Here is a 20,958-nt window from a genome sequence, read left to right on the forward strand (position 1 = left end):
GCGCTCAGTCGCCGCGGTTCGGCACCAGGGCGTCTTCAACGGATTGCGGCTGGTGCATCGGGCAGCCGTTGCGGGCGCCACGAAACTCAACCGATGCGGCATACGTCTGCCGCCGCGCCCGCATCACCGAACCCAGCGGCTGGTGATCGACGACGCCATGCCACGGGCTGAACGACAGCGCATCGTCGATTGCCTGGGAGCCGTTGTCGTCCCACGTCGCCTGCCTCGGTGCCGTGATGCGCGCCACCGCCACGTAAGGGCTTTGCAGCTCCGGCCACGCAACCGATGCGTCTTCGATCGGCATCGTCTTTAGATCGGTGCAGAGCTGCACGCGCAGCTCCCACTCACCACCCTGGTCGCGAAAGTGGTCGCGCACCGCTTCACGCAGGCCGTTCGAGTGATGCCGCAAGTCCAGCGGCACGCCGGTCAACGCCTGCAGCTCAGGCGACACCGGCGCCAACGAGAACTTGCCCATGTACTTGCCGTGCCGCAGGGGCGCCTGGGTGAAGAAGGTGTCGCCGAGGATGTGCGTCATCGCGTGGCCACCCAAGCCCTTGATGGCCAGGCTCTCGATGTTCACGCTCTCCAGCGCACGCTCGGTTCCGCGCAGCAGAGACGAGAACGCCTTCTTCAGGCCTTCGGCCTTGTCAGCAGTGGTGGCCAGCAGCTTGACGCTCCCCAGAAACTTCTTGGCGCTCGGCGCCACGAACGCAGGGCCGTCGACCATCAGAAAGTCTTGCGTCGTTGCCTGCTCCGACCCGGGCAGGCGCTCGCCTTCCACGCCGATGACCTTGATCGACACGCCATGCGGCGTCGACACGCTGTCATCGAGGATGTCGCCCGGCGAGGTGGACAGGCGCATCACCACCGGGTAGCTGCGCGGCCTGGCAAAGATGCCCTGTGCCCACTCGGGCGCAAGGCCGTCGAGCACGCGCATCTCGCCACGCAGGATGCCGTGGCTCTTGGCATGCACGCTGCGCAGGCCGTGGCCGCTGTCGGCAAAGGTGGTGTGCGAGATCTTGAGCAGGGCTTCTGTCAGGTGGGCGATGGTCTCGGCTTCGTCGCTCGCAACCTGCTCCACGGAGTAGTCGTAGGGAATCGGGGTGCCGGAGGGAGTGTTGGGCATGCGAGCCTCCTGGAGCCAAGGGTCGCTCGATCTTGTGCGCAGGCGCAGGCGGCGACAAGCTGATCCTGCTGTCGGCCAGTTCCTACGCTGCCCTTGCCTTCGCGCCGCGTCACACAGGCGTCACGGTCAACAGGCACAGTCAAGGGTTGCTTTCTCGAACCCTTGCCACCATGACCCTGCGATCCCTCGTGAATTCCACTGCGTTGGCCATGGCCCTGTTGGCCTCGCCGCTCCTCGCTCAGGCCGACGGCGGTACGCCGGTCGACCTCAAGTTCGCCAGCTTCTTCAAGCAGCCCATCGGCCCGCGCGGGCTCGAGATGGCTGATGCGCTGCGCGCCGTCGATGGCAAGCGCGTGCGCCTGGTGGGCTACATGGTCGCGCAAGAGGAGCCGCTCGCCGGCCGATTCATGCTCACGCCGCGGCCGGTGCGCATGAGCGAGCACGCCGATGGCGATGCCGACGACCTGCCGCCCGCCACCGTGACCGTGCTGCTCGACGCAGCGCAGCGCGACCGCATCGTGGCCCACCAGTCCGGGTTGGTGGCCCTCACCGGCCTGCTCACGCTAGGCCGCGAAGAAGACAGCGCCGGCCGCGTGTCGTGGGTGCGCCTGCAGCTCGACCCCGAGGCACTCGCCGCCGACCGCCTCAGCGCCGCACCTGCTGCCACTCATGTTCACTGATCCCTCTCCAAAGACCATGCCCACCACCATGACCCCACGTTCCTCGTTGATCCTGTGTGCCCTGAGCCTGGCCGGCCTGGGCAACGCGTTCGCCGCGCCCACCGTCACCCGCCTCACGCCGCCGAGCGAGCTGTTCACCAGCAACCGCCCCGACCCGGTGATCGCTCGCTTTCTGCCGGGCCAGCGCTTCGACTTGCAAGCCACCTTGCGGCCCGATAGCGGCAAGCGTTTCACCGAAGCGCGCTTCTTCATTGACGGCAAGCCCGTCGCCGCGCCAGTCGCCTTGCGTGATTGCGCCAGCGGCTGCCTGAAGGGCGTGCCGGTGGAGTCGGCCATCGCCACCGTGCGCGCCGTCAGCGTCGAGACCGCGGGCCGCCATCAGTTCAGCGTCGTGGCGACACAAGACGACACGCAGACTGTCACCGCGCGTGGCGACTTCATGGTTGTGCCCTTCAGCGCCGCCATGGGCCCGAAGGTGAAGAACATCATCATCCTGCTCGGCGACGGCATGGGCGCGGCCCAGCGCACCGCAGCGCGCATCGTCAAGGGCGGCTACACGCAAGGCAAGGTGATCGAACCGCTGGCGATGGATACTTTCCCGGCCACCGCACTCGTGAAGACCGCGTCGCTGAACTCCGTGGTGACTGATTCGGCGCCCGGCATGACGTCGTACGTCTCCGGCAACAAGAACAACAACAACGAAGAAGGCGTGTTCCCCGACGACACGACCGATGCCTTCGACAACCCGCGCATCGAGTACCTGTCGGAGTACCTGCACCGCACGCAGGGCAAGGCGCTCGGCATCGTGACCACGGCCGACGTGTTCGACGCCACGCCGGCCGGCAACGCCGTGCACACCAGCAACCGCGGTGCCGGCACGGGCATCGTCGATCAGTTCTTCGACGACCGCGAGCGCACCGGCCTCACGGTGCTGATGGGCGGCGGCCGCAAGTGGTTCCTACCCGCCAGCACACCCGGCTCGGAGCGCGCGGAGAGCAACGACTACGCGTTCTCTGCCACCGAGGCGCACACCGCCGAGATCGTCAAGCGCTGGGGCGCTGCACCCGGTGCCAAGGACAAGGACCGCGACCTGATCCGGGCCTTCGAGTCGGCTGGCTACCGCTATGCCGCCACAAAGACCGACCTCGATGCATCAGCCGGCGCAGATCGCCTGCTGGGCCTGTTCGCCTACTCGAACATGAACGTGGCACTCGACAAGATCGACGGCCGGCGCGGCGCCAAGCGCGGCCTCACCGGCTCCGTGGTCGACGACTACGGCCTGCCCGACCAGCCGCTGCTTGAAGAGATGACCACCCGCGCGCTCGACGTGCTGAAGAAGCAGAAGAAGGGCTTCGTGCTGATGGTCGAGGGCGCCTCGATCGACAAGCAGGCGCACAACATGGACACCGAGCGCTGGATGCTCGACACCATTGAGTTCGACCGTGCCATCAAGGTGGCGCAAGACTTCGCGCGCGACAACGGCGACACGCTGGTGATCGTGACCGCCGACCACGAGTGCTCCGGTGCCGCACTGATCGGCGGCTCGATGGTGACCGATGCCACGCTGCGCAACCTCGCGCTCGCCAAGGGCTCGGCCAACCTGCGCGACAAGGTCGTCGGCGTCTACGAGAAGGCCGGCTTCCCGCATTACCGCCTGGCGGCCGACGGCTACCCCGAAGCAACCGACATCGACTATCGCCTGCTCGTGGGCTACGGCGCCAACGCAGACCGCTACGAAGACTGGCGCACGAACGCCACGCCGTTGCGCGACTCGCAGCAGCCGTTCGTGAAGAAGGAGCCGTTGAAGTGGTACCCCGCCAACCCGGCCGAACGCGACGACGCCATCGGCGAGTTCCTCGTCACCGGCCAGGTGCCGGGTGAATCGGCAGTGCACACCGCCACCGACATCCCGCTCTCGGCCTTCGGCCCCGGTGCCCTCGCCTTCACCGGCGTGATCGACAACACCGATGTGTTCTTCAAGCTGGCCCAGGCTGCGGTGAAAGGCACGACGGCACCGGCCGACGCCAACGGCAGCACCAAGCCGCGCAAGCGCTGACCAGCCGGGCTCGCGCAGGCGGGTCGACGGCACGACGCATGCCGCAGCCTCGCGCGACGGTGCAGCAATGCGCCCGTTGCAAACCGCCTGTTGCAAACGGCGGCGATGTGACCGTTGCTCACCATTGCTTTCTTCTTGCGCGTGGACAGCCGCGGAACGTCCGGGGTCTACTGCGGCGCGGCTCACGGCCAGACCGGCCGCACGCCCCCAAAAGGAGAAGAAGCATGAAGCAGGGACGCACCGTCACGCCGACGCCAACGCCAACGCCGACGCCGACACCGACACCGATCAGCCGCTCGGCGGCACGGGCGCACAGCACGCTGCTGCTCGGCCTGGTCTGCGGCAGCGCCCTGCTGCTCGCCGCCTGCGGCGGCAGCGACGGGGCCGAGCCTGAAGCAGCCAACGGTGCCGCGGCACCAGCACCAGCACCAGCACCAGCACCAGCACCAGCACCAGCACCAGCTCCCAGCCCTGCTCCCAGCCCTGCTCCTGCTCCTGCTCCTGCTCCTGCTCCTGCTCCCGGCTCGTGGTGGAAGCCCACTGCGGCTGCCACCTGGCAATGGCAGCTGACCGGCACGCTGAACACCTCGTACAACGCCACCGTCTACGACATCGACCTCGTCGATGCGAGCAACGCCACGATCGCCCAGCTGCAAGCCGCGGGCCGCAAGGTCGTGTGCTACTTCTCGGCCGGCAGCTCCGAAGACTGGCGCCCCGACTACGCGAAGTTTCTTGCCGCCGACAAGGGCAAGGCGCTCGACGGCTGGGCAGGCGAAAAATGGCTCGACATCCGCTCGGCCAACGTGCGCGCCGTGATGGCGAGCCGGCTCGACCTGGCCAAGTCCAAGGGCTGCGACGGCGTCGAGCCTGACAACGTCGACGGCTACACCAACTCGACCGGCTTTACGCTGACGGCGCAAGACCAGCTCGACTACAACCGCTACCTCGCCGAGGAGGCGCACGCGCGCGGACTGGCCATCGCACTGAAGAACGACGTCGACCAACTGGCGGCGCTCGAACCGTCGTTCGACTTCGCGGTCAACGAGCAATGCAACGAGTATTCCGAGTGCGGCGGCTACTCGGCCTTCACGTCGAACAACAAGCCCGTCTTCAACGCCGAGTACAAGAGCAGCTACGCCAGCAACTCGAACGGCGCACGCGACAAGCTGTGCGCAGCGTCCAAGGCAGCGGGCATCCGCACCCTGGTGCTGCCGCTCTCACTCGACGGCAGCTCCCGCTACAGCTGCGACTGACGCACCCGCCTCGCGCCAGCGAGGCGGGTCACGTCGACTGCGCGACGATGGCTTTCAGCTGCTCGCGCAGCGCCTTGCGGCCCGCGGCATTCGTGGCACGCCACGCGGCCAGCGCCAGGTCCATGAAGGCTGTCTCTGCGGGCGTGGGGGCAGCGTCCTTCTGACGTTCGTCGAGCCAGCCGGCGGGTTTGGCGCAGAGCGATTCGATCTGCCGTGCGAGCTTGTCGCCGATGGGCCGTGAGGCCTTGATCTGGCTCCACATGCTGGGCGAGATCTGCAGCGTGGCCGCGAAGGCCTGCTCCAGGCCCTTGGGCGCCGCACCCGCAGCCATGGCTTTCTCGGCGTGAGCCTGGAACAGGGCCAGTGCGTTCTGTCTTCGAATGAGGGTGGTGTTGTCCACGGGTGTTGTGCGCAAGATGCAACGAGTTCAACTTGCATTGTCGCAAGGGCTTGACGGCACAGTAAAGACTATTTACAGTCCGCTTCCTCTGCTCATCGAGCACCATTTTTCTTCGAAAGCTTCATCGTGAAAACCTCGCGCATCGTCACAAGCAACCGACCCCTGATGGGGCTGGTCGCGTTCGTGTGCGCTGGGGCGATCAAGCCGATGGGCTGCTCGTTTGGCGGTTGCATGAGTGCTCTGCATCTGGGTCAACCCGCGGGCCATCAGCAGCTTGATCGGGCCGAGGACCAGATGCATCCGGGAGAGGGCAGCGCCTAGCCGCGCACCCTCCAAGCTCTGTTCGCAGAGGCCCGGATTCCGAAAGGATCCGGGCCTTTTTGTTTTCTGTTTCACCACAACGGCCTGCGCATCGGCGCAAGCCGGCGATCGCTGGATCGCGCTGCCGGCAACGGCAGATGCTCTTTAACAAATTGCTGCAAGACGACCTCGATACTGGTCGAAGGCCGTCTTGCAAATCTTGCGGATATAGCTCAGTTGGAAGAGCGCGGCCACGCCATGGCCGAGGCCACGAGTTCGAGACTCGTTATCCGCTCCACTTCGGCTGTGTCTTTTCACTCCGTACCGCGCGACATGGTGTTGGCGGTGCGGGATGTGCATCACCCATGGCCAGGTCATGTGCAGCGAGACACCACATCCGACGGGATGCTCGCGTCAGGGCACAGCCGAAGTGGAAGGCTATTGTTGGCCCCCCAGTCGCTATCGCTCCTGCCCCCAGGGGGCGCCGCCCTAAGGACCGGCAAAGCCGGATCCTTGGGCGTTGCTTGTGGCATAGCGCAGTGCCGGCTGACATCGCAGTGGCATTCGTCGCGTTCGTCTAGTGGTAAGGACTCCGGGCTTTCATTCCGGGTACGCGGGTTCGAACCCCGCACGCGACACCAGAACAGGAACTCTCGTCGAGCCAACGATTCGGGAGTGGAAATCGGCCGCAACGATTGGGCGGCGCCGGAACCCGTGACCGGATGGATTGATTGCTTCGTTAACTCAGTGGCCAGAGTGCCGGCCTGTCTAGCCGGAAGCCGCGGGTTCGACTCCCGCACGAGGCGCCAGAACATTGACCGAGATAGCTCAGCAGGTAGAGCGGCGCGTTGAAAGCGCGTGCGTCGGGGGATCGAAGCCCTCTCTCGGTACCAGACAACACCTCGTTAGCTCAGTTGGATCAGAGCACCGGCCTACGAAGCCGGGGGTCGCACGTTCGAGTCGTGCACGAGGTACCAGTTTTCTCGACGTAGCCAAGTGGTCGAAGGCATCTGATTGCAAATCAGCCGGCGCCAGCCCGCGTCCGTTCGAATCGGACCGTCGAGTCCATTCCCCGATAGCGCAGTGGGCAGAGCGCCTGGCTGTTAACCAGGAGGTCCGTGGTTCGAAGCCACGTCGGGGAGCCAACTTCTGTCTCGGTGTAGCGCAGCGGGCAGCGCATCGCGTTTGGGACGCGAGGGACGCGAGGGTCGCAGGTTCGAGCCCTGCCACCGAGACCATTTCCATTTCCATATCAATTTCAACCAACGAGACCCACCATGGCACGCACGATGATCCAGCGCAGGCAGGACGCCGAGCGCGACCGAATACAAATCTACGACGCCACGCTTCGCCGTGTCGGACGTCAACCCCGGCCCACGCCGGACTTCCACCGGGCGATCGAGGAAGCACAACACGGCTTCGCCGGCGAAGCCGTGCGCGACCCACATTCGTGGCACCCGCAAATGAAGACGCGCGACGCTGCGCGCTTGCGCCTTGCAGCGGCTCGGCACCTCTTTGCACGCTATCCCGTTCCTGCCATGCTCGAGCACATCTGGATCGACGATGCAGGGCTCGATGCGGAGGAAGTGCGGCTGCGCAAGCGCTGGTACGTCGTGGCCGCGTGTGGTGGATCGCTCTACAAGGCGGGCGCCAGCCAGTGGTTGACACGCAAGGAAGTCCACGCGTTCCTCAATACCCCGGCCGGCCTGGGCTTCGACGAAGCCTTCTGGTTTGCGATTGCCCGCTCCTACGCCGACGAGCCCACCCCGGCGCTTCGTATCGCACGCTCGAAGATCGCGCGCGCACCGCGCGGCGAGATCGCTTTCTGGCGCGAGGTGGCGCGGTTCTTCTGCGTCAACCACGCGCCGGTGGAAACGATCGACGATCTGTGCGACTACCTGACCGAATGTCGTCGTCGTGATGCCAGCTACAGCGTCGAAGGGCGCACACTGGCCTCGCTCAGCCGCCGAATGCACGATTGGCATCGCGACATCGCAGCCATAGAGCGCATCGAGGCGATCCGTCGTCGAGCAGAGGGAAGGACCAGCTCCCACGACGCGAATGCATCGCTACCTGCGCATTGGTCCGGCTCGCCGCTTGCCGACTGGGAGTGGGTTCCCTCGGCCAAGGACGCCCGCGCCAAAGGCGAGCGTTTCGTGGTGCGTCAGCTGAAGCAGGCCGATGACCTGGTGATGGAGAGCCGGGCGATGCGCCATTGCGTGTCGACCTACGCTAGCAAGTGCATCGCCGGCCATGCATCGATCTGGTCGCTCAGGCGCTGCACCAAGGACCGCATCGACCGGCTGCTCACGATAGAAGTCGACCAGCAAAGCCGGGCGGTTCAGGTGCGGGGCTTCGCCAACCGGCTGGCGCAGGCGGACGAGCGCAACGTGCTCGAACGCTGGGCCAGGGCGCGCAGGATTGCCCTGCGATAGACAGCGCGTGTGCTTGGGTGTGGCTGTAGCTCAACGGCAGAGCCGTGGAATGTGACTCCACTGGTGTCGGTTCGACTCCGACCGGTCACCCCCAAGCGCATGCATTCATCAAAAACCCCTCGTGGCGGAACTGGAATACGCAACGGTCTCAGAAGCCGTGGCCGCAAGGCATGTCCGTTCAACTCGGACCGAAGGGAGTGAACGCCGCGGCTCCAAGCCCGCCTGCGCGGGCTTGGACGGCGTGAACGCCCGTCACGTCCCGTGACGGGTCAAAGGTTCTGTAGCTCAGATGGAAGAGCAACACCCTCACAAGGCGCAGGTCGCCGGATCGTGACCGGCCAGGACAACCATCAGGAAAGCTGCCCGAGCGGTAAGGGGCCGCCTTGCTAAGGCGTGGCCGGTGCGCGAGCGCCGCAGGGGTTCGATCCCTCTGCTTTCCACCATTCAACCCAGCACGCGGGCGTAGCTCAGCGGCAGAGCAGCCGGCTTTTAACCGGCAGGTCGGGGTTCGACACCCTGCGCCCGCACCAGATTGTTTTCAACCCGTTGGGGCGTAGTCGAGCGGCCTCAGACACCCGGCTTTGACCCGGTTCACGCAGGTTCGAATCCTGCCGCCCCTGCCAATTCAATCACCACACAACGGCCACAGAAGGGAGGCCACCCATGCACTCACACCCACACAGCCACGTGCTGCAACTCGACATCCAGGGCACGCCGCAGGCGTGGATCTCGCTCGAGCACGCGGCCACGCACATGGCCACGGGTTCGGTGGCGTGGGTCGATGGCGACGGCCCGCTGGCCACGCTGCGTGGTGGCTTCAACGTCGCTCGCGGCCACCAGTCGGTGATCGAGATTCACCCGATCGTGGCGCTGCACGGCGCCTCGCGCGTGAACCTGTTCGACGTCGTGCCGTCCTTCAGCAAGGGCAAGCTCTTTCGTCGCGACCGCTTCACCTGCGCCTACTGCGGCGACCGCTTTCCGGAGCGTGACCTGCAGTGCGAGCACATCGTGCCCGAGTCGCGCGGCGGCTTGTGGAACTGGATGAACCTGGTCACGGCCTGCGGTGGGTGCAACGGCCGCAAGGCCGACCGCACGCCGGACGAAGCGGGCATGCCGCTCATGTACCTGCCGTACGTGCCGAGCCGCTTCGAAGGCTTTCTGCTCGAAGGCAGGCACATCCGCGCCGACGTGCACGACTGGCTGGCGTCGCGCCTGCCGAAAGGGTCTCGCCTTCACTAAGGCGACGCTGAATGAGTCTCTGCGAGGCGGCGCGCCTCGGTTTGGGATGGGCTGCAAGGCGCAAAGCGCAGCGATACCCGCAGGTATCGCGAGCATTTGCAACGCCGCAGACCGCCCAAACCGAGGAGGCGCCGTCCGCAAGGGACTCGTTCAGCGTTGCCCTGGGGCATCACACAACGCACCTCGCGTTGCTCGTTGGGGGAGCGCGCCAAAGCTGAATGGGCGCGCTCCCCGAGGGGCGGAGGGCACTGAAGAAACAACATCATGAAGAACGAACAACTGCCTCCCATCGAGGTCAAGATCAAGCAACCGCCGGTGCTCTTCACCAAGACGCAGGCGCTCATCGCCCAACTGGCCGAACGCCTGGGCGGCCCGCTCGTGGCCTACTGGAACGGCCCGCGGGGCTCGGTGTGCCACTCTGATGTGGTCGCGCTGTACCACGTGCTCGCACGGCTCGGCCAGCATGAGGTGATCTACCTCTTCCTCAAGTCGGACGGTGGCAGCGGCCAGGTGTCGCTGCGTCTCGTGAACCTGCTGCGCCAGCACTGCCAGCGCCTGGTCGCGTTGGTGCCGCTGGAATGCGCCTCGGCCGCAACGATGATCGCGCTCGGCGCCGACGGCATCCAGATGGGCCCGACGGCCTATCTGACGGCAGTCGACACCTCGCTCAACCACGCGCTGTCTCCGGTGGACCGCGACAACGACCGTGTGAGCGTGAGCCTGAACGAGCTGCAGCGCGTGATCCGCCTGTGGCGCGAGCAACAGGGCGACGTGTCGGAGAATGCATACAAGGCGCTCTTCCAGTATGTGCACCCGCTGGTGATCGGCGCGGTCGACCGCGCGGAATCGCTGTCGATCATGTTGTGCCGCGAGTTGCTGGCCTATCACATCGCCGATGAAGCGAAGGCCGACGGCATCGCGACGGCGCTCAACGGCAAGTACCCGTCGCACGGTTACCCGATCCTGCTGGATGAAGCCTTGAAGATAGGCCTGCAGGCCCAGCGCATGCAAGCCGATGTCAACGACCTGCTGCTCAAGCTGAACGCCTGCTACAGCGAGATGGGCCAGAAGGCCACGACCGACCACGACGAGGTGCGCGCGCACAGCAACGAGATCGTCAACATCTGGGAATCGACGGGCACGCAGGTCTACTACCAGCAGGACAAGGACTGGTTCTACCGCGCCGAAGAGCGCCGCTGGATCACCCTGAACGACAACAGCGGCTGGCGCCGCACCGAACGTGTGGGCTCGCGCATCAAGCGCGGTGCATTGCACGTGGCGTGAAGCGCCTGAGGTATCGAAGCTCCGCTCTCAAGTTAAAGGGCACGCAAGGCACAGAAGGGAGCGCCACTGCCAAAAACGATTGTGTTATCGGCAGACCGGGTAACACCGGCTGCGGCGGGAAAGTGAGTCGACGGGTACGGTTGAGGATGCAGGTTGCCGCTCCGATGACGGGTGTCAACTGGCGCGCGTTTGCCAACCGTCGACCCGGCCGGGGTGAAATTCCGCGGTCGCCGTAGTGTTGCGGGTTCGAATCCCGCCGTGTCCACCAACACCATTCACAGCAAGTGAGACCCAAGTGAAAACAACGAAGAAGCACGACGATCTGCTCGACATGAACGCTCAACAGTGGTCACCGCAAGACATGGGGCTAGACACGTCGCGATATGAAGCCGCTTTGCGCTTTCTCTTCGACCGGCCTGTGCCGCAAGGGCAGGAACAGGAGTGGTATTGGGAGTTCGACGAACCCGAGTTCGAGGCCACGCCCCTTGAATGGACGCGCATCCAGACCGTGCTCTTTGCCAACGCGGGCCGCGATTTGGCGCGCTATGGCGATGAGCAGGTCGGCTTGGGGCTGAACTACGTGATGAGCAACATGGTGAGCAATGTGCCATTTGCCGCCACAGACGCCTCCGTCCCACTCGACGAAGCCATGCGCATGATGGACGCGATGCCCTTGCTCTGGCGCGACTGTTTCGGTGCTCGCCTCAAGGGCGTCAATGCGCCGATCGGCTCGGCGACGGGGCGGCTGGCGTATGCGTGCTACATGTGGTTTGACGTCTGGCCCACGTTCCGGCTCCAGGCCGACGTGACCGAGTGGCAGGTCGCCATCGTGAATGTCTTCCGCGCCATGCTGGAAATGCCCTGCCGTGAAGTACAGGTCGCCGCACTGCACGGGATTGGGCACAACATCGGCGACGAGGGACGAGCGCTGATGGAGCAACTGGTCGACGACTTCCTGCAGCGCCTCGACCCGCGCGACGAAGAACTCAGGAACTACGCACGCGCGGCCCGAGCCGGCGAAGTGCAATGAAGGCCCCAACGCCATGGAACCCTCTACACGTCCACTAGGACGTGCCAGGTGATATGCCGGCGACGATTTGGAGGCGGCTCGGCGTGACTGCCGCCCGTCCACAAGCACTCGCTGCGATGCCCGAGGCGCACTGCTGCATCGGCGAAATCAGGCGAAGGCGAGCGCTGCCACCATCAGGCAGGCCACGAAGGCCAACGCCAGGGTGACGCGGCGTTCGCCTCGTTCGCCGTGTGTGTGCGCTTCATCGGGGCGGAGAACCGCTTCACGCAGCAGCGCAGGGGGCAGGGTCAGCAAAGACATCGGATTCATGGTGTTGCCTGTCAGGCACCGAAGGGCGCCTCGATGCAAGCAGTGTGGGCAGCGCCGGTTTCGCTGGCGTTTCAGGCTGAGCCGCCATGCGTTTCACGTGTTTCGGTGGCCCGCAGCGGACAAGACCCTGACGTCGGGTAGGCAATTACAGACTTGAGCCTGTGCGCCTGCGGTGAAAGAATGGCGCGGCATCGTTCTCGCCAATGTCAACAACAACCAGGAGATCGCCATGTACAAACCCGACCCGGTGCTGGTTCAGCGCCTGCTCTCCGTGATGCGGATCATCTTCGGCTTCTTGATGCTGCAGCACGGCACTGCCAAGCTGCTCGGATTCCCGCACGACCCGCGCTTCGACAGCCTGCAGATCATGTCGCTGATCGGCGTGGCGGGCATTCTGGAGCTGGTGGGCGGCGCCTTGCTGATGGTCGGGCTCTTCACCCGCGTCACGGCATTCGTGTTGTCGGGTGAGATGGCGTTTGCCTACTTCATGGGCCACGCGTCCAAGGGCTTCGTGCTGTCGCCGATGCTCAACCAAGGCGAGGCTGCGGTGCTCTACTGCTTCGGGCTGTTGTACCTGGCCGCCGCCGGTGGCGGGCCCTGGAGCCTCGACGCGAAACTGCGGCCCGCGGCCGCGTAGGCAGCGAGCTGGCCCGGCTGCCGGGCCTCAGTTCTTCAGCCGATAGCCGGTGCGGACCATCCAGCTGACGACGGCCAGGCACACCGCGAGCAGGCTCAGCGTGGCGCCCAAGCTCCACCAGATGCCCACGTCGGCCGTGTCGAAGAAGGCCCAGCGAAAGCCGTCGATCAGGTAGACCACCGGGTTGAACAGCGTGACGGTGCGCCACACCGGCGGCAGCATGTCGATCGAATAGAACGCGCCACCCAGGAAGGTGAGCGGCGTGATGATCAGCATCGGGACGAACTGCAGCTGCTCGAAGCCCTTGGCCCACAGCCCGATGATGAAACCGAACAGGCTGAAGGTGGCCGAGGTGAGCACCAGGAACGCGATCATCCAGAACGGGTGGGCGATGTGGAGGGGCACGAAGAGGCTGGCCGTGGCCAGGATGATCAGCCCCAGCACGATCGACTTGGTGGCCGCCGCGCCGACGTAGGCCAGCACCATCTCGAGCGACGACACCGGTGCCGACAACAGCTCGTAGATCGTGCCGGTGAAGCGCGGAAAGTAGATGCCGAACGACGCGTTCGACAAGCTTTGCGTGAACAGCGACAACATGATCAGCCCCGGCACGATGAACGCGCCATAGGCCACGCCGCTCACCTCCGACATGCGCGCGCCGATGGCCGCACCGAACACCACGAAGTAGAGCGAGGTGGTGATCACCGGCGCCACCACGCTCTGCCCCAGCGTGCGCAACGCGCGCGCCATTTCGAAGCGGTAGATCGCCCACACCCCATAGGCATTGAAGGAACCGACGTTGCTGCTCATCGCGCGCCTCCTGCACTGGGTTGGGGGGTGTCGTGCGTGCGGTCATGCACCAGGCTCACGAAGATGTCTTCGAGCGAGCTCTGCTGGGTGTTCACGTCCTTGATGCCGAGGCCGATCTCGGCCATGCGCTTGAGCAAGGGCACCACGCCCGCGCTCGTGTCGTCGGCGTCGAAGTCACGCTGCAAGGTGTGGCCTCCGGGCTTGAGCACCAGGTTCCATTCGGAGAGCGCAGCCGGCACCGCGTCGATCGGGTGCTCCAGCTCGACCGTCAGCTGCTTCTTGCCGAGCTTCTTCATCAGCGCGGCCTTCTGTTCGACGAGGATCAGCTCGCCCTTGTTGATGACGCCGATGCGGTCGGCCATCTCTTCGGCCTCTTCGATGTAGTGCGTGGTGAGGATGACGGTCACGCCACCGTCGCGCAGCTTACGCACCAGCGCCCACATGTCGCGGCGCAGCTCCACGTCCACACCGGCGGTCGGCTCGTCCAGGAACAGGATCTCCGGTTCGTGCGACAAGGCCTTGGCGATCATCACGCGGCGCTTCATGCCGCCGGACAGCGTCATGATCCGATCGTTTCGCTTCTCCCACAGCGAGAGGTCGCGCAGCACCTTTTCCACCAGCGCCGGGTTGGGTGACCGGCCGAACAGGCCGCGGCTGAAGCTGACCGTGGCCCACACGCTCTCGAAGGCATCGGTCGACAGCTCTTGCGGCACCAGGCCGATCTTCGAGCGGGTGATGCGGTAGTCGCGCCCGATGTCGTGCCCGGCCACGGTGACCGTGCCCGCCGTCGCGGTGACGATGCCGCAGACGATGGAGATCAGCGTCGTCTTGCCGGCGCCGTTGGGGCCGAGCAGCGCGAAGATCTCACCGCGGCGGATGTCGAGGTCGACGCCCTTGAGCGCCCGGAAGCCGGTGGCGTAAGTCTTGGTCAGGCCGGAGATGGAAACCGAACTCGGGGCAATGGGTGTCGACGTCATGGGGCGATTCAGCAGGCGGTGCCGCATGGTAGGAGCAAACCGCCGCATCGGCAGGGCGCCGCCCGAGAACGCTGACTCTCAGTGTGGGCAGGCGCCCGTCTTCTTGCCACCTCTTGCCATTCGTGCCTCGCGTTAGCGTTCGCCCTAGTGCCCGGCCTCGATGCCCGTCACCGTGATCGCGCCGTTGAGCCTGTCGGCAGAGAAGCGGACCTTGTCGCCCTCTTTCAATGTGTCGAGCATCTTCGGGTCGGCGACCTTGAAGACCATGGTCATCGCGGGCATGCCGAGGTTGCCGATCGGTGCGTGACGCAGCGTCACCTTCTCGGCGGCCTTGTCGATTTTGCGCACTTCGCCTTCGGTCATCGCTTGTGTCGCAGGTGATGAAGCAGCCGGCTGGGTCTGGGCGTGAACGCCGGTCGCCGTGGCGATCAGCAGGGCGGAGAACAGAACAATGGATTTCATGATGGGTACCTCGTTTACTTGACGGTCAATTTGCCAACCATGCCCGCCTCGAAGTGGCCGGGCTGCAGGCACGCGAACTGGAAGACTCCGGGCTTCGTGAACTGCCAGACGATCTCGCCTTTCGCGCCGGGCTTCACGTGAGCCATGTTCGCGTCGGCGTGTTCCATCTCAGGGAACTTCTTCATCAGCTCGGCATGCTCCTTGATCGCCTCTGGCGTGCCGAGAACCATCTCGTGCAGGACCTTGCCGTCGTTGCTCACCACGAAGCGAACCGTCTCGCCGCGCCGGACGGACACGTCGGCCGGCGAGAAACGCATGCTGTCGGCCATGTGGACCTGAACGGTCCGCGTGGCCTTCTTCGGGTTGCCCTCCTGGCCGAAGGCGGTGGCCTCGACCTTCGCGGCGTCGTAGTCGCGCGGTGCCTCGGCGTGTTCATCGCCGTGCGCGAATGCCGTCGAGGTGACGAACACCATCGCCGTGGCGGCCGTGGTGGTGATCAGATTGAGACGCTTGTTCATGTGCAGTGCTTTCATGGAAGAGATGAAGTCAATGGCCCTGGTGGCCCGTGGGTTTGCGTGCCTTGAGTGTGTTGGCATCGGCAGCGGGTGAAGGAGCGCGCACCGCAGGTTCGAGCTCGCCCGTGTACTCGCGTGCCACGCTGCCGGCCGGGTGTTTGAACCAGCCGGGGTCGCGGTAGTCGCCCGCCTTCACGTCGTCGCGCACCTTGAGCACGCTGAACATGCCGCCCATGCCGATGCCGCCGAACGGGCCGCTGCCGGTCATCATCGGCAGCGTGTTGTCGGGCAGGGGCATCTCCATCTCGCCCATGTCGTGCATGCCCTTGTCGCCCATGTGCATGTAGTCGGGCACGAGCTGGGTGATCTTGTCGACGACACCGCGCGCATCCACGCCGACCATGGTGGGCACGTCGTGTCCCATCGCGTTCATCGTGTGGTGGGACTTGTGGCAGTGGAAGGCCCAGTCGCCTGCGACCGCGTCGAACTCGAAGGCCCGCATCTGGCCCACGGCGACGTCGGTCGTCACCTCGGGCCAGCGCGCCGACTTGGGCACCCAGCCGCCGTCGGTGCCGGTCACCTCGAAGGTGTGGCCGTGCAGGTGGATCGGGTGGTTGGTCATCGTGAGGTTGCCCACGCGGATGCGCACGCGGTCGCCGGTGCGCGCGACCAGCGGGTCGATGCCCGGGAACACGCGGCTGTTCCATGTCCACAGGTTGAAGTCGAGCATGGTGTTCACCTTCGGCGTGGCCGAGCCCGGCTCGATGTCGTAGGCCGCCAGCAGCAGCGCGAAGTCGCGGTCGACCTTGTGCTGGCGCGTGTCCTTCGGGTGCACGATGAACAGGCCCATCATCCCCATCGCCATCTGCAGCGTCTCGTCCGCGTGCGGGTGGTACATGAAGGTGCCCGACTTCGTCAGCGTGAACTCATAGACGAAGGTCTTGCCCGACGCAATGGCGGGCTGCGTGAGGCCCGTCACGCCGTCCATGCCCGAGGGGATCAGCAGGCCGTGCCAATGCACGCTGGTCGGTTCGGGCAAGCGGTTGGTCACGAAGATGCGCACGCGGTCGCCTTCGACAGCTTCGATCGTCGGGCCCGCGCTGGTGCCGTTGTAGCCCCACAACCGCGCCTTCATGCCGGGCGCGAGCTCGCGCACCACCGGCTCGGCGACGAGGTGGAACTCCTTCACGTTGTCTTTCATGCGCCACGGCAGCGACCAGCCGTTGAGCGTGACGACCGGGTTGTAGGGCCGGCCGGTACTCGGCGCAGGTGGAGGCTGCGTGGCAGCAGACGACTGCGTCACCGCCTCGGGCAAGGATGCAGCCGCCACGCGGCTGACGGCGGCGGCGCCCAGGCCCATCGCGCCGGCGCTTCGCAAAAAGTTTCTTCGGTTGGTCATCGTGTTTCCTTCAAGGGGCGGGGGCGGGGGTGGCCGGGCCGCCGGTCAGCGCGGTCTGCAGGCGGGACTCGGCCACCCAGTACTCGTGCAGCGCCTCGACATAGCCGGTGACACTCGTCACCTGGTCGCGCGCGTCGGCGAGCAGGTCGAACACGCCCAGCAACATGCCGTTGTAGGCCAGCAGGTTCTCGTCGGAGATGCGCTTCTTCAGCGGGACGATCTCGTCGCGGTAGTGCCTGGCGAGCTCGTAGGCCGTGCGGTAGGCCGAGTAGGCCTCGCGCACTTCGGAGCGGGCGTTGACCGCCACTTCGGCCGTGCGTGCGACCGACTGCAGGTAGCTCGCTTCGGCGCGCGCCGAGCGCGCCGAGCCGAAGTCGAACAAGGGCAGCTCCAGTTCGACCTCGTAGCCGTTCCGGCGCGCCTCGCCGGTCTGGCTCTTGTTGACGTAGCCCGCATTCAGCACGTTGACGAAGCGCGTGGCGCGGGTGAGGCCCAGTGCATGGGCGGTGGCCTCGGCCGAGCGTTTGGCCACCTGCACGTCGAGGCGCTTGTCCATCGCCGTCTGCTCGGCGTTCTGAATGGTTGCCAGCTCGGTGGGCAGGTCGGGCAGGCGCTCGGGCAGCTTGAAGCCGAGCTGCACACCCGACAGGCCGAGCAGGCGCACCAACCGCTCGCGCTCGGCGGTGGCCTGGTGGCGTGCGCGTGCCAGCTGCGCCGTCGCGTCGGCCTGGAAGGCCTGCTGCCGCATCTGCGCCAGCCTGTTGAAGTTGCCGGCCTGCAGCATGCGGCGCGCGAGTTCGCCGGACGCGTCGGCAGCCACCTGAACCTGTTCGCCGTAGCGCACGAGGTCTTGCGCCGCAACGGCCGCAAAGAACGCGCGCCGCGTTTCACCGGCGAGGCTCACTGCCTCGGACGCCGCCTGGTACTGGGCCTGCTCGAAGCGGCCCTGCTCGATCCGCTTGGCCGCGGGCATCGTGAACAGGCTCAGCACGCTGAACACGATGGAGCGGTCGATCTCGGTAACGCCACCGCCGGCGACGCGAGAGAACGCAAAGGACGGGTTGGCCAGACGCCCGGCCTGCACGAGATCGGACTCGGCAATGCCGAGTTCGAAGAAGTGCGCCTGCAGGCCGCGGTTGTTCAGCAGGGCCAGTTCGACGGCGGTGTCGGCACTGAGCGGCTGCCTGAGCAGCTCGGCCACGCGGGCCTGCGCCGAGTCGGCCTCCCTGCTCGTTCGCTGCCAGGTGGTGGCCTGGCCGGTGCGCTCACGCGTGAGGTCGGCAACCTTGCCGAAGCCGCCGTCCGTCGAGAACGACGCGCAGCCCGCGAGCAGCAGCAACGCAGCCGCCCCCGCAATGGGTTGAAGATGGTTTTTCATGGTTCCCGAAACATCCAGACCGCTGGCCGGGTTGAACCCGCGCCAGCCGATGCGCGCGCAGCACGTGCGCGAGCGCTGTCAGGCCTCTCGCAGAGGCCTCAACGGGTCAGGTGCTTCGGGGAGGGCGCTCCTGGCCGTCCGAGAGAAAGCTCGCGGCCGGCGCAGAGAGGTCAGGGAAAGAGATCACCGACAGATCGATCGGTGACGGGAGAGACGGCAGGCTGCTCACCATCGGTGCCAGCGTGCAGAAGGCACAGCACAGATTGCATTTCTCCATGCTGCCGTCGTTGTGATGACCGCCCGCGGCGCCCTCATCAGCGTGATGGCTGGCATGGTCATGTGCAGGCGCTTCGTCCGCCGCGGCCATCATCGATTCGTGATGGTGCGCGTGCTCCGCCGATGGCATCTGGCTCTGCGCCTGGGCCTGGTTGTGGCCGCTCATGCTCGCTGGCGAGCACAGCATTGCCGCGGCCACCGCACCGCGAATGGGCAGCAGCACGGCAAGCAAGACCAGCAGGCAGATGCGGAGAGTTTTCAAGTCAGGGGACAAAGGCCGGCACGAGCCCGAACTCTAAACCTTGCCACCGGGGCAAGGTCAAGACCAGCCCGCTAAGCCCGCTTGGGCGCGAGCGTGGTCGTCCAGAGCGACGCGCCGTCGATGTCGCGCAGGTGAACGGTCAACCCGGCCGTCCTCGCATCGATCTGCACCTCGCCGAAGAATTGCATGCCGGCGCTCGGCGGCAAATTGACTTGCCCCGCAGCAGGCGCCTTCATGAACTTCACGTCGAGGCCGAAGGTGTTGTCCGGGTCGTTGGGACCGAAGGTGCCGGCGTTCAAGGGCCCGCTGACGAACTCCCAGAAGGGCTCGAAGTCCTGGAACTGCGCCTTGTTCGGGTCGTAGTAGTGGGCGGCGGTGTAGTGCACGTCAGCTGTCAGCCACACCACGTTGTGCACGCGCTGGCGCTTGATGAACGAGAGCAGGCCCGACATCTCGATCTCGCGGCCCAGCACCGGCCCGTCGCCGTTGGCCACGGCCTCGAACTTGGTGCGGCCCTGCGCGTCCTTGCCGTCGGGCACCTGCAGGCCGATGGGCATGTCGGACGCAATCACCTTCCACGTCGCCTTCGAGGCTTTGAGTTCGCGCTTCAGCCATTCCAGCTGCACCGGGCCGAGGTACTGCGATTCGTCGTTCAGCGCATCTTGGCGGTTGTGCGTATTGGGGCCGCGGTAGCTGCGCATGTCGATCACGAACACGTCAAGCAACGGCCCGTAGGGAATCTTGCGGTACACGCGCTCCTCTTCTTCTTGCGCATGCCAGCGCATCGGCGCGTTCTCGAGAAACGCCCGGGCACCGCGCGCCACCATCAGCGGCACGTTCTTCTCGGTGTAGCGGGCGTCGCCGCCCACGTCCTTGCTCGACGACCAGTTGTTCATCACCTCGTGGTCGTCCCACTGCCAGATCTGCGTCACCTCGGCGTTGAAGCGCCGCACGTTGGCGTCGAGCATGTTGTAGCGGTAGGCGCCGCGGAACTCTTTCAGCGTCTCGGCGACCTTGCTCTTCTCTTCGGTGACCACGTTGCGCCACAGGCTGCCCTCGGCGAGCTTCACCTCGGCCTGGATTGGGCCGTCGGCGTAGATGGTGTCGCCGCTGTGGATGAAGAAGTCCGGGTTCAGGCGGCGCATGGCCTCGTAGATCTTCATGCCACCGAAGTCTTCATTGATGCCCCAACCCTGCCCCACGGTATCGCCCGACCAGACGAAGCGGATGTCGCGCTTCTCCGTCGGCGCGGTGCGAAAGTGCCCTTGCTGCGGTGCGCTCAGGCCGCCGCCGGCAAGATCCTCCCAGGTCACGCGGTAGAACACGTCTTGCCCGGCAGGCAGGCCGGTGAGGTCGATGCGCGCCGAGTAGTCGGTGGCTTCCAGCGCATAGGGGCCACGCAGCTTGCGTGCGTTGGCGAAGCTCGCCGTCGTCGCCCACTCGACCCACATGCGCGCGGACCGATCGCTGCGCGCCCACACCATGCCGCGATCGCCCAGCACGTCACCGCTTTGCACGCCAGACGGGAAACCCGGGCGAGCCCGGTCGGAGGTGATGGCGGCCGGCGCCTGTGCATGCGCAAGCACGCCACCCAGGCCGGAAGCCGCGGTGGCGGCGGAGGCGATCAACAAGCGGCGGCGCGGCAGGGACAGGTCGGTCATCAGGGTTCCTTCAAGGTGGAACCCGACATGCTGGCGGGTCGTGATGACAGCGCTGTGAATCGTCAGCTCCTGGCCACCCAAAGCCGGCCGATCGGCCACTGCATACCCCGCCGGATTGTTGGTTGCAGCGCCCAGACGTATGCTGCATCGAGGCCAGACAGACGGTGCATTGACTGACATGAACCAGATACTCGTCAGAGCGATCGAGCACAAGCAACGGCTGCGCTTCCTCTACAACGGGAAGCTTCGTCTCGTTGAGCCGCAGTGCTACGGAATCGGCACACGCGGAACCGAGCTGCTGCGCGTTCACCAGCTACAAGGCGGCAGCGAGCGAGAGCCGCTCTTCGACGTCGCCAAGATCACGGGCCTCGAGGTGCTCGACGAGGTGTTCGTCCGGCCCGGGCCGAACTACAAGAAAGACGACTCGGCGATGAAGACGATCTTTGCGCAGCTGTGAGCGTGCGAGTTC

Annotated in this window: 21 protein-coding genes and 12 tRNA genes; 22 read left to right on the top strand and 11 right to left on the bottom strand. The window is 65.7% G+C overall.

Annotated features, from left to right (window positions below; all coding sequences use genetic code 11):
- Positions 1–4: 4 nt before the first annotated feature.
- Positions 5–1,126 carry a catalase family protein gene (locus tag AC1DYS_RS25855; RefSeq protein ID WP_477904440.1) on the bottom strand — a complete coding sequence of 374 codons (1,122 nt, stop codon included), beginning with the start codon at positions 1,124–1,126 and terminating at the stop codon, positions 5–7.
- Between the two features lie 170 nt (positions 1,127–1,296).
- Between AC1DYS_RS25855 and AC1DYS_RS25860 the strand changes: the two genes are divergently transcribed.
- From AC1DYS_RS25860 to AC1DYS_RS25870, 3 genes are all read left to right on the top strand, one after another.
- A complete protein-coding gene (locus AC1DYS_RS25860; RefSeq protein WP_477904441.1) occupies positions 1,297–1,806 on the top strand; it encodes a hypothetical protein in 510 nt (169 codons plus the stop codon).
- A gap of 28 nt (positions 1,807–1,834) precedes the next feature.
- The gene (locus AC1DYS_RS25865) at positions 1,835–3,862 is read left to right on the top strand and encodes an alkaline phosphatase (protein ID WP_477904442.1); all 2,028 of its coding nucleotides are present in this window, start codon (positions 1,835–1,837) and stop codon (positions 3,860–3,862) included.
- A gap of 224 nt (positions 3,863–4,086) precedes the next feature.
- Entirely contained in the window at positions 4,087–5,115 is a 1,029-nt protein-coding gene (locus AC1DYS_RS25870) for an endo alpha-1,4 polygalactosaminidase (RefSeq protein WP_477904443.1), read from the top strand.
- A 28-nt stretch (positions 5,116–5,143) separates the two neighbouring features.
- Here AC1DYS_RS25870 and AC1DYS_RS25875 read toward each other — a convergent pair whose 3' ends face one another.
- A complete protein-coding gene (locus AC1DYS_RS25875) occupies positions 5,144–5,515 on the bottom strand; it encodes a hypothetical protein (protein WP_477904444.1) in 372 nt (123 codons plus the stop codon).
- Positions 5,516–5,641: 126 nt separating this feature from the next.
- Here AC1DYS_RS25875 and AC1DYS_RS25880 point away from each other — a divergent pair, with 126 nt between their 5' ends.
- The 17 genes from AC1DYS_RS25880 (at position 5,642) to AC1DYS_RS25960 (ending at position 11,803) form a co-directional block, all read left to right on the top strand.
- Complete coding sequence (locus AC1DYS_RS25880; RefSeq protein WP_477904445.1) at positions 5,642–5,836, top strand: hypothetical protein; 195 nt, start codon at positions 5,642–5,644, stop codon at positions 5,834–5,836.
- 201 nt (positions 5,837–6,037) lie between these two features.
- A tRNA-Gly gene (locus AC1DYS_RS25885) sits at positions 6,038–6,113 on the top strand.
- A 268-nt stretch (positions 6,114–6,381) separates the two neighbouring features.
- Positions 6,382–6,456, top strand: a tRNA-Glu gene (locus AC1DYS_RS25890).
- Positions 6,457–6,548: 92 nt separating this feature from the next.
- Positions 6,549–6,624 (top strand) — tRNA-Asp (locus AC1DYS_RS25895).
- Between the two features lie 8 nt (positions 6,625–6,632).
- Positions 6,633–6,708, top strand: a tRNA-Phe gene (locus AC1DYS_RS25900).
- A 6-nt stretch (positions 6,709–6,714) separates the two neighbouring features.
- Positions 6,715–6,792: transfer RNA gene (locus AC1DYS_RS25905), tRNA-Arg, on the top strand.
- A 5-nt stretch (positions 6,793–6,797) separates the two neighbouring features.
- A tRNA-Cys gene (locus AC1DYS_RS25910) sits at positions 6,798–6,883 on the top strand.
- 1 nt (position 6,884) lies between these two features.
- Positions 6,885–6,960: transfer RNA gene (locus AC1DYS_RS25915), tRNA-Asn, on the top strand.
- A gap of 8 nt (positions 6,961–6,968) precedes the next feature.
- Positions 6,969–7,053 (top strand) — tRNA-OTHER (locus tag AC1DYS_RS25920).
- A 39-nt stretch (positions 7,054–7,092) separates the two neighbouring features.
- The gene (locus tag AC1DYS_RS25925) at positions 7,093–8,250 is read left to right on the top strand and encodes a PcfJ domain-containing protein (RefSeq protein ID WP_477904446.1); all 1,158 of its coding nucleotides are present in this window, start codon (positions 7,093–7,095) and stop codon (positions 8,248–8,250) included.
- 19 nt (positions 8,251–8,269) lie between these two features.
- Positions 8,270–8,340: transfer RNA gene (locus AC1DYS_RS25930), tRNA-His, on the top strand.
- Positions 8,341–8,365: 25 nt separating this feature from the next.
- Positions 8,366–8,448: transfer RNA gene (locus AC1DYS_RS25935), tRNA-Leu, on the top strand.
- Positions 8,449–8,603: 155 nt separating this feature from the next.
- A tRNA-Ser gene (locus AC1DYS_RS25940) sits at positions 8,604–8,693 on the top strand.
- Between the two features lie 13 nt (positions 8,694–8,706).
- Positions 8,707–8,780: transfer RNA gene (locus tag AC1DYS_RS25945), tRNA-Lys, on the top strand.
- A 133-nt stretch (positions 8,781–8,913) separates the two neighbouring features.
- Positions 8,914–9,489, top strand: a complete 576-nt coding sequence (locus AC1DYS_RS25950; RefSeq protein WP_477904447.1) for an HNH endonuclease — start codon at positions 8,914–8,916, stop codon at positions 9,487–9,489.
- Between the two features lie 264 nt (positions 9,490–9,753).
- Complete coding sequence (locus AC1DYS_RS25955) at positions 9,754–10,773, top strand: hypothetical protein (RefSeq protein WP_477904448.1); 1,020 nt, start codon at positions 9,754–9,756, stop codon at positions 10,771–10,773.
- Between the two features lie 295 nt (positions 10,774–11,068).
- Positions 11,069–11,803 carry a hypothetical protein gene (locus AC1DYS_RS25960; protein ID WP_477904449.1) on the top strand — a complete coding sequence of 245 codons (735 nt, stop codon included), beginning with the start codon at positions 11,069–11,071 and terminating at the stop codon, positions 11,801–11,803.
- A gap of 147 nt (positions 11,804–11,950) precedes the next feature.
- On the opposite strand, the gene AC1DYS_RS25965 is transcribed toward AC1DYS_RS25960, so the two are convergent.
- Positions 11,951–12,112, bottom strand: coding sequence for a hypothetical protein (locus AC1DYS_RS25965; protein ID WP_477904450.1), 162 nt, complete (start codon positions 12,110–12,112; stop codon positions 11,951–11,953).
- Positions 12,113–12,341: 229 nt separating this feature from the next.
- Here AC1DYS_RS25965 and AC1DYS_RS25970 point away from each other — a divergent pair, with 229 nt between their 5' ends.
- Entirely contained in the window at positions 12,342–12,749 is a 408-nt protein-coding gene (locus AC1DYS_RS25970) for a DoxX family protein (protein WP_477904451.1), read from the top strand.
- A 27-nt stretch (positions 12,750–12,776) separates the two neighbouring features.
- On the opposite strand, the gene AC1DYS_RS25975 is transcribed toward AC1DYS_RS25970, so the two are convergent.
- The 8 genes from AC1DYS_RS25975 to AC1DYS_RS26010 all read right to left on the bottom strand — a co-directional run bounded on the left by AC1DYS_RS25975 (position 12,777) and on the right by AC1DYS_RS26010 (position 20,489).
- Positions 12,777–13,559, bottom strand: a complete 783-nt coding sequence (locus AC1DYS_RS25975) for an ABC transporter permease (protein ID WP_477904452.1) — start codon at positions 13,557–13,559, stop codon at positions 12,777–12,779.
- On the bottom strand, positions 13,556–14,536 hold the full coding sequence (locus tag AC1DYS_RS25980) for an ABC transporter ATP-binding protein (RefSeq protein WP_477904453.1): 981 nt from the start codon (positions 14,534–14,536) through the stop codon (positions 13,556–13,558). Before AC1DYS_RS25980 ends, AC1DYS_RS25975 begins: the two co-directional genes overlap by 4 nt.
- Positions 14,537–14,680: 144 nt before the next feature.
- Positions 14,681–14,998 (bottom strand): copper-binding protein, encoded by a 318-nt coding sequence (locus AC1DYS_RS25985; RefSeq protein ID WP_477904454.1) that lies wholly within the window; start codon positions 14,996–14,998, stop codon positions 14,681–14,683.
- Between the two features lie 14 nt (positions 14,999–15,012).
- Complete coding sequence (locus AC1DYS_RS25990; protein WP_477904455.1) at positions 15,013–15,516, bottom strand: cupredoxin domain-containing protein; 504 nt, start codon at positions 15,514–15,516, stop codon at positions 15,013–15,015.
- A 28-nt stretch (positions 15,517–15,544) separates the two neighbouring features.
- Positions 15,545–16,912: a multicopper oxidase family protein gene (locus AC1DYS_RS25995; protein ID WP_477904456.1), complete on the bottom strand. Its 1,368-nt coding sequence runs from the start codon at positions 16,910–16,912 to the stop codon at positions 15,545–15,547.
- A 10-nt stretch (positions 16,913–16,922) separates the two neighbouring features.
- Positions 16,923–18,290, bottom strand: coding sequence for a TolC family protein (locus tag AC1DYS_RS26000; protein WP_477904457.1), 1,368 nt, complete (start codon positions 18,288–18,290; stop codon positions 16,923–16,925).
- Between the two features lie 106 nt (positions 18,291–18,396).
- Positions 18,397–18,828: a hypothetical protein gene (locus AC1DYS_RS26005; protein ID WP_477904458.1), complete on the bottom strand. Its 432-nt coding sequence runs from the start codon at positions 18,826–18,828 to the stop codon at positions 18,397–18,399.
- Positions 18,829–18,899: 71 nt separating this feature from the next.
- Positions 18,900–20,489 (bottom strand): alkaline phosphatase D family protein, encoded by a 1,590-nt coding sequence (locus tag AC1DYS_RS26010; protein WP_477904459.1) that lies wholly within the window; start codon positions 20,487–20,489, stop codon positions 18,900–18,902.
- 178 nt (positions 20,490–20,667) lie between these two features.
- On the opposite strand from AC1DYS_RS26010, the gene AC1DYS_RS26015 reads away from it, so the two are divergent.
- Complete coding sequence (locus tag AC1DYS_RS26015) at positions 20,668–20,946, top strand: WYL domain-containing protein (protein WP_477904460.1); 279 nt, start codon at positions 20,668–20,670, stop codon at positions 20,944–20,946.
- The last annotated feature ends 12 nt before the right edge of the window (positions 20,947–20,958 follow it).

This window comes from Rhizobacter sp. P2_G4 (genome assembly GCF_056403575.1).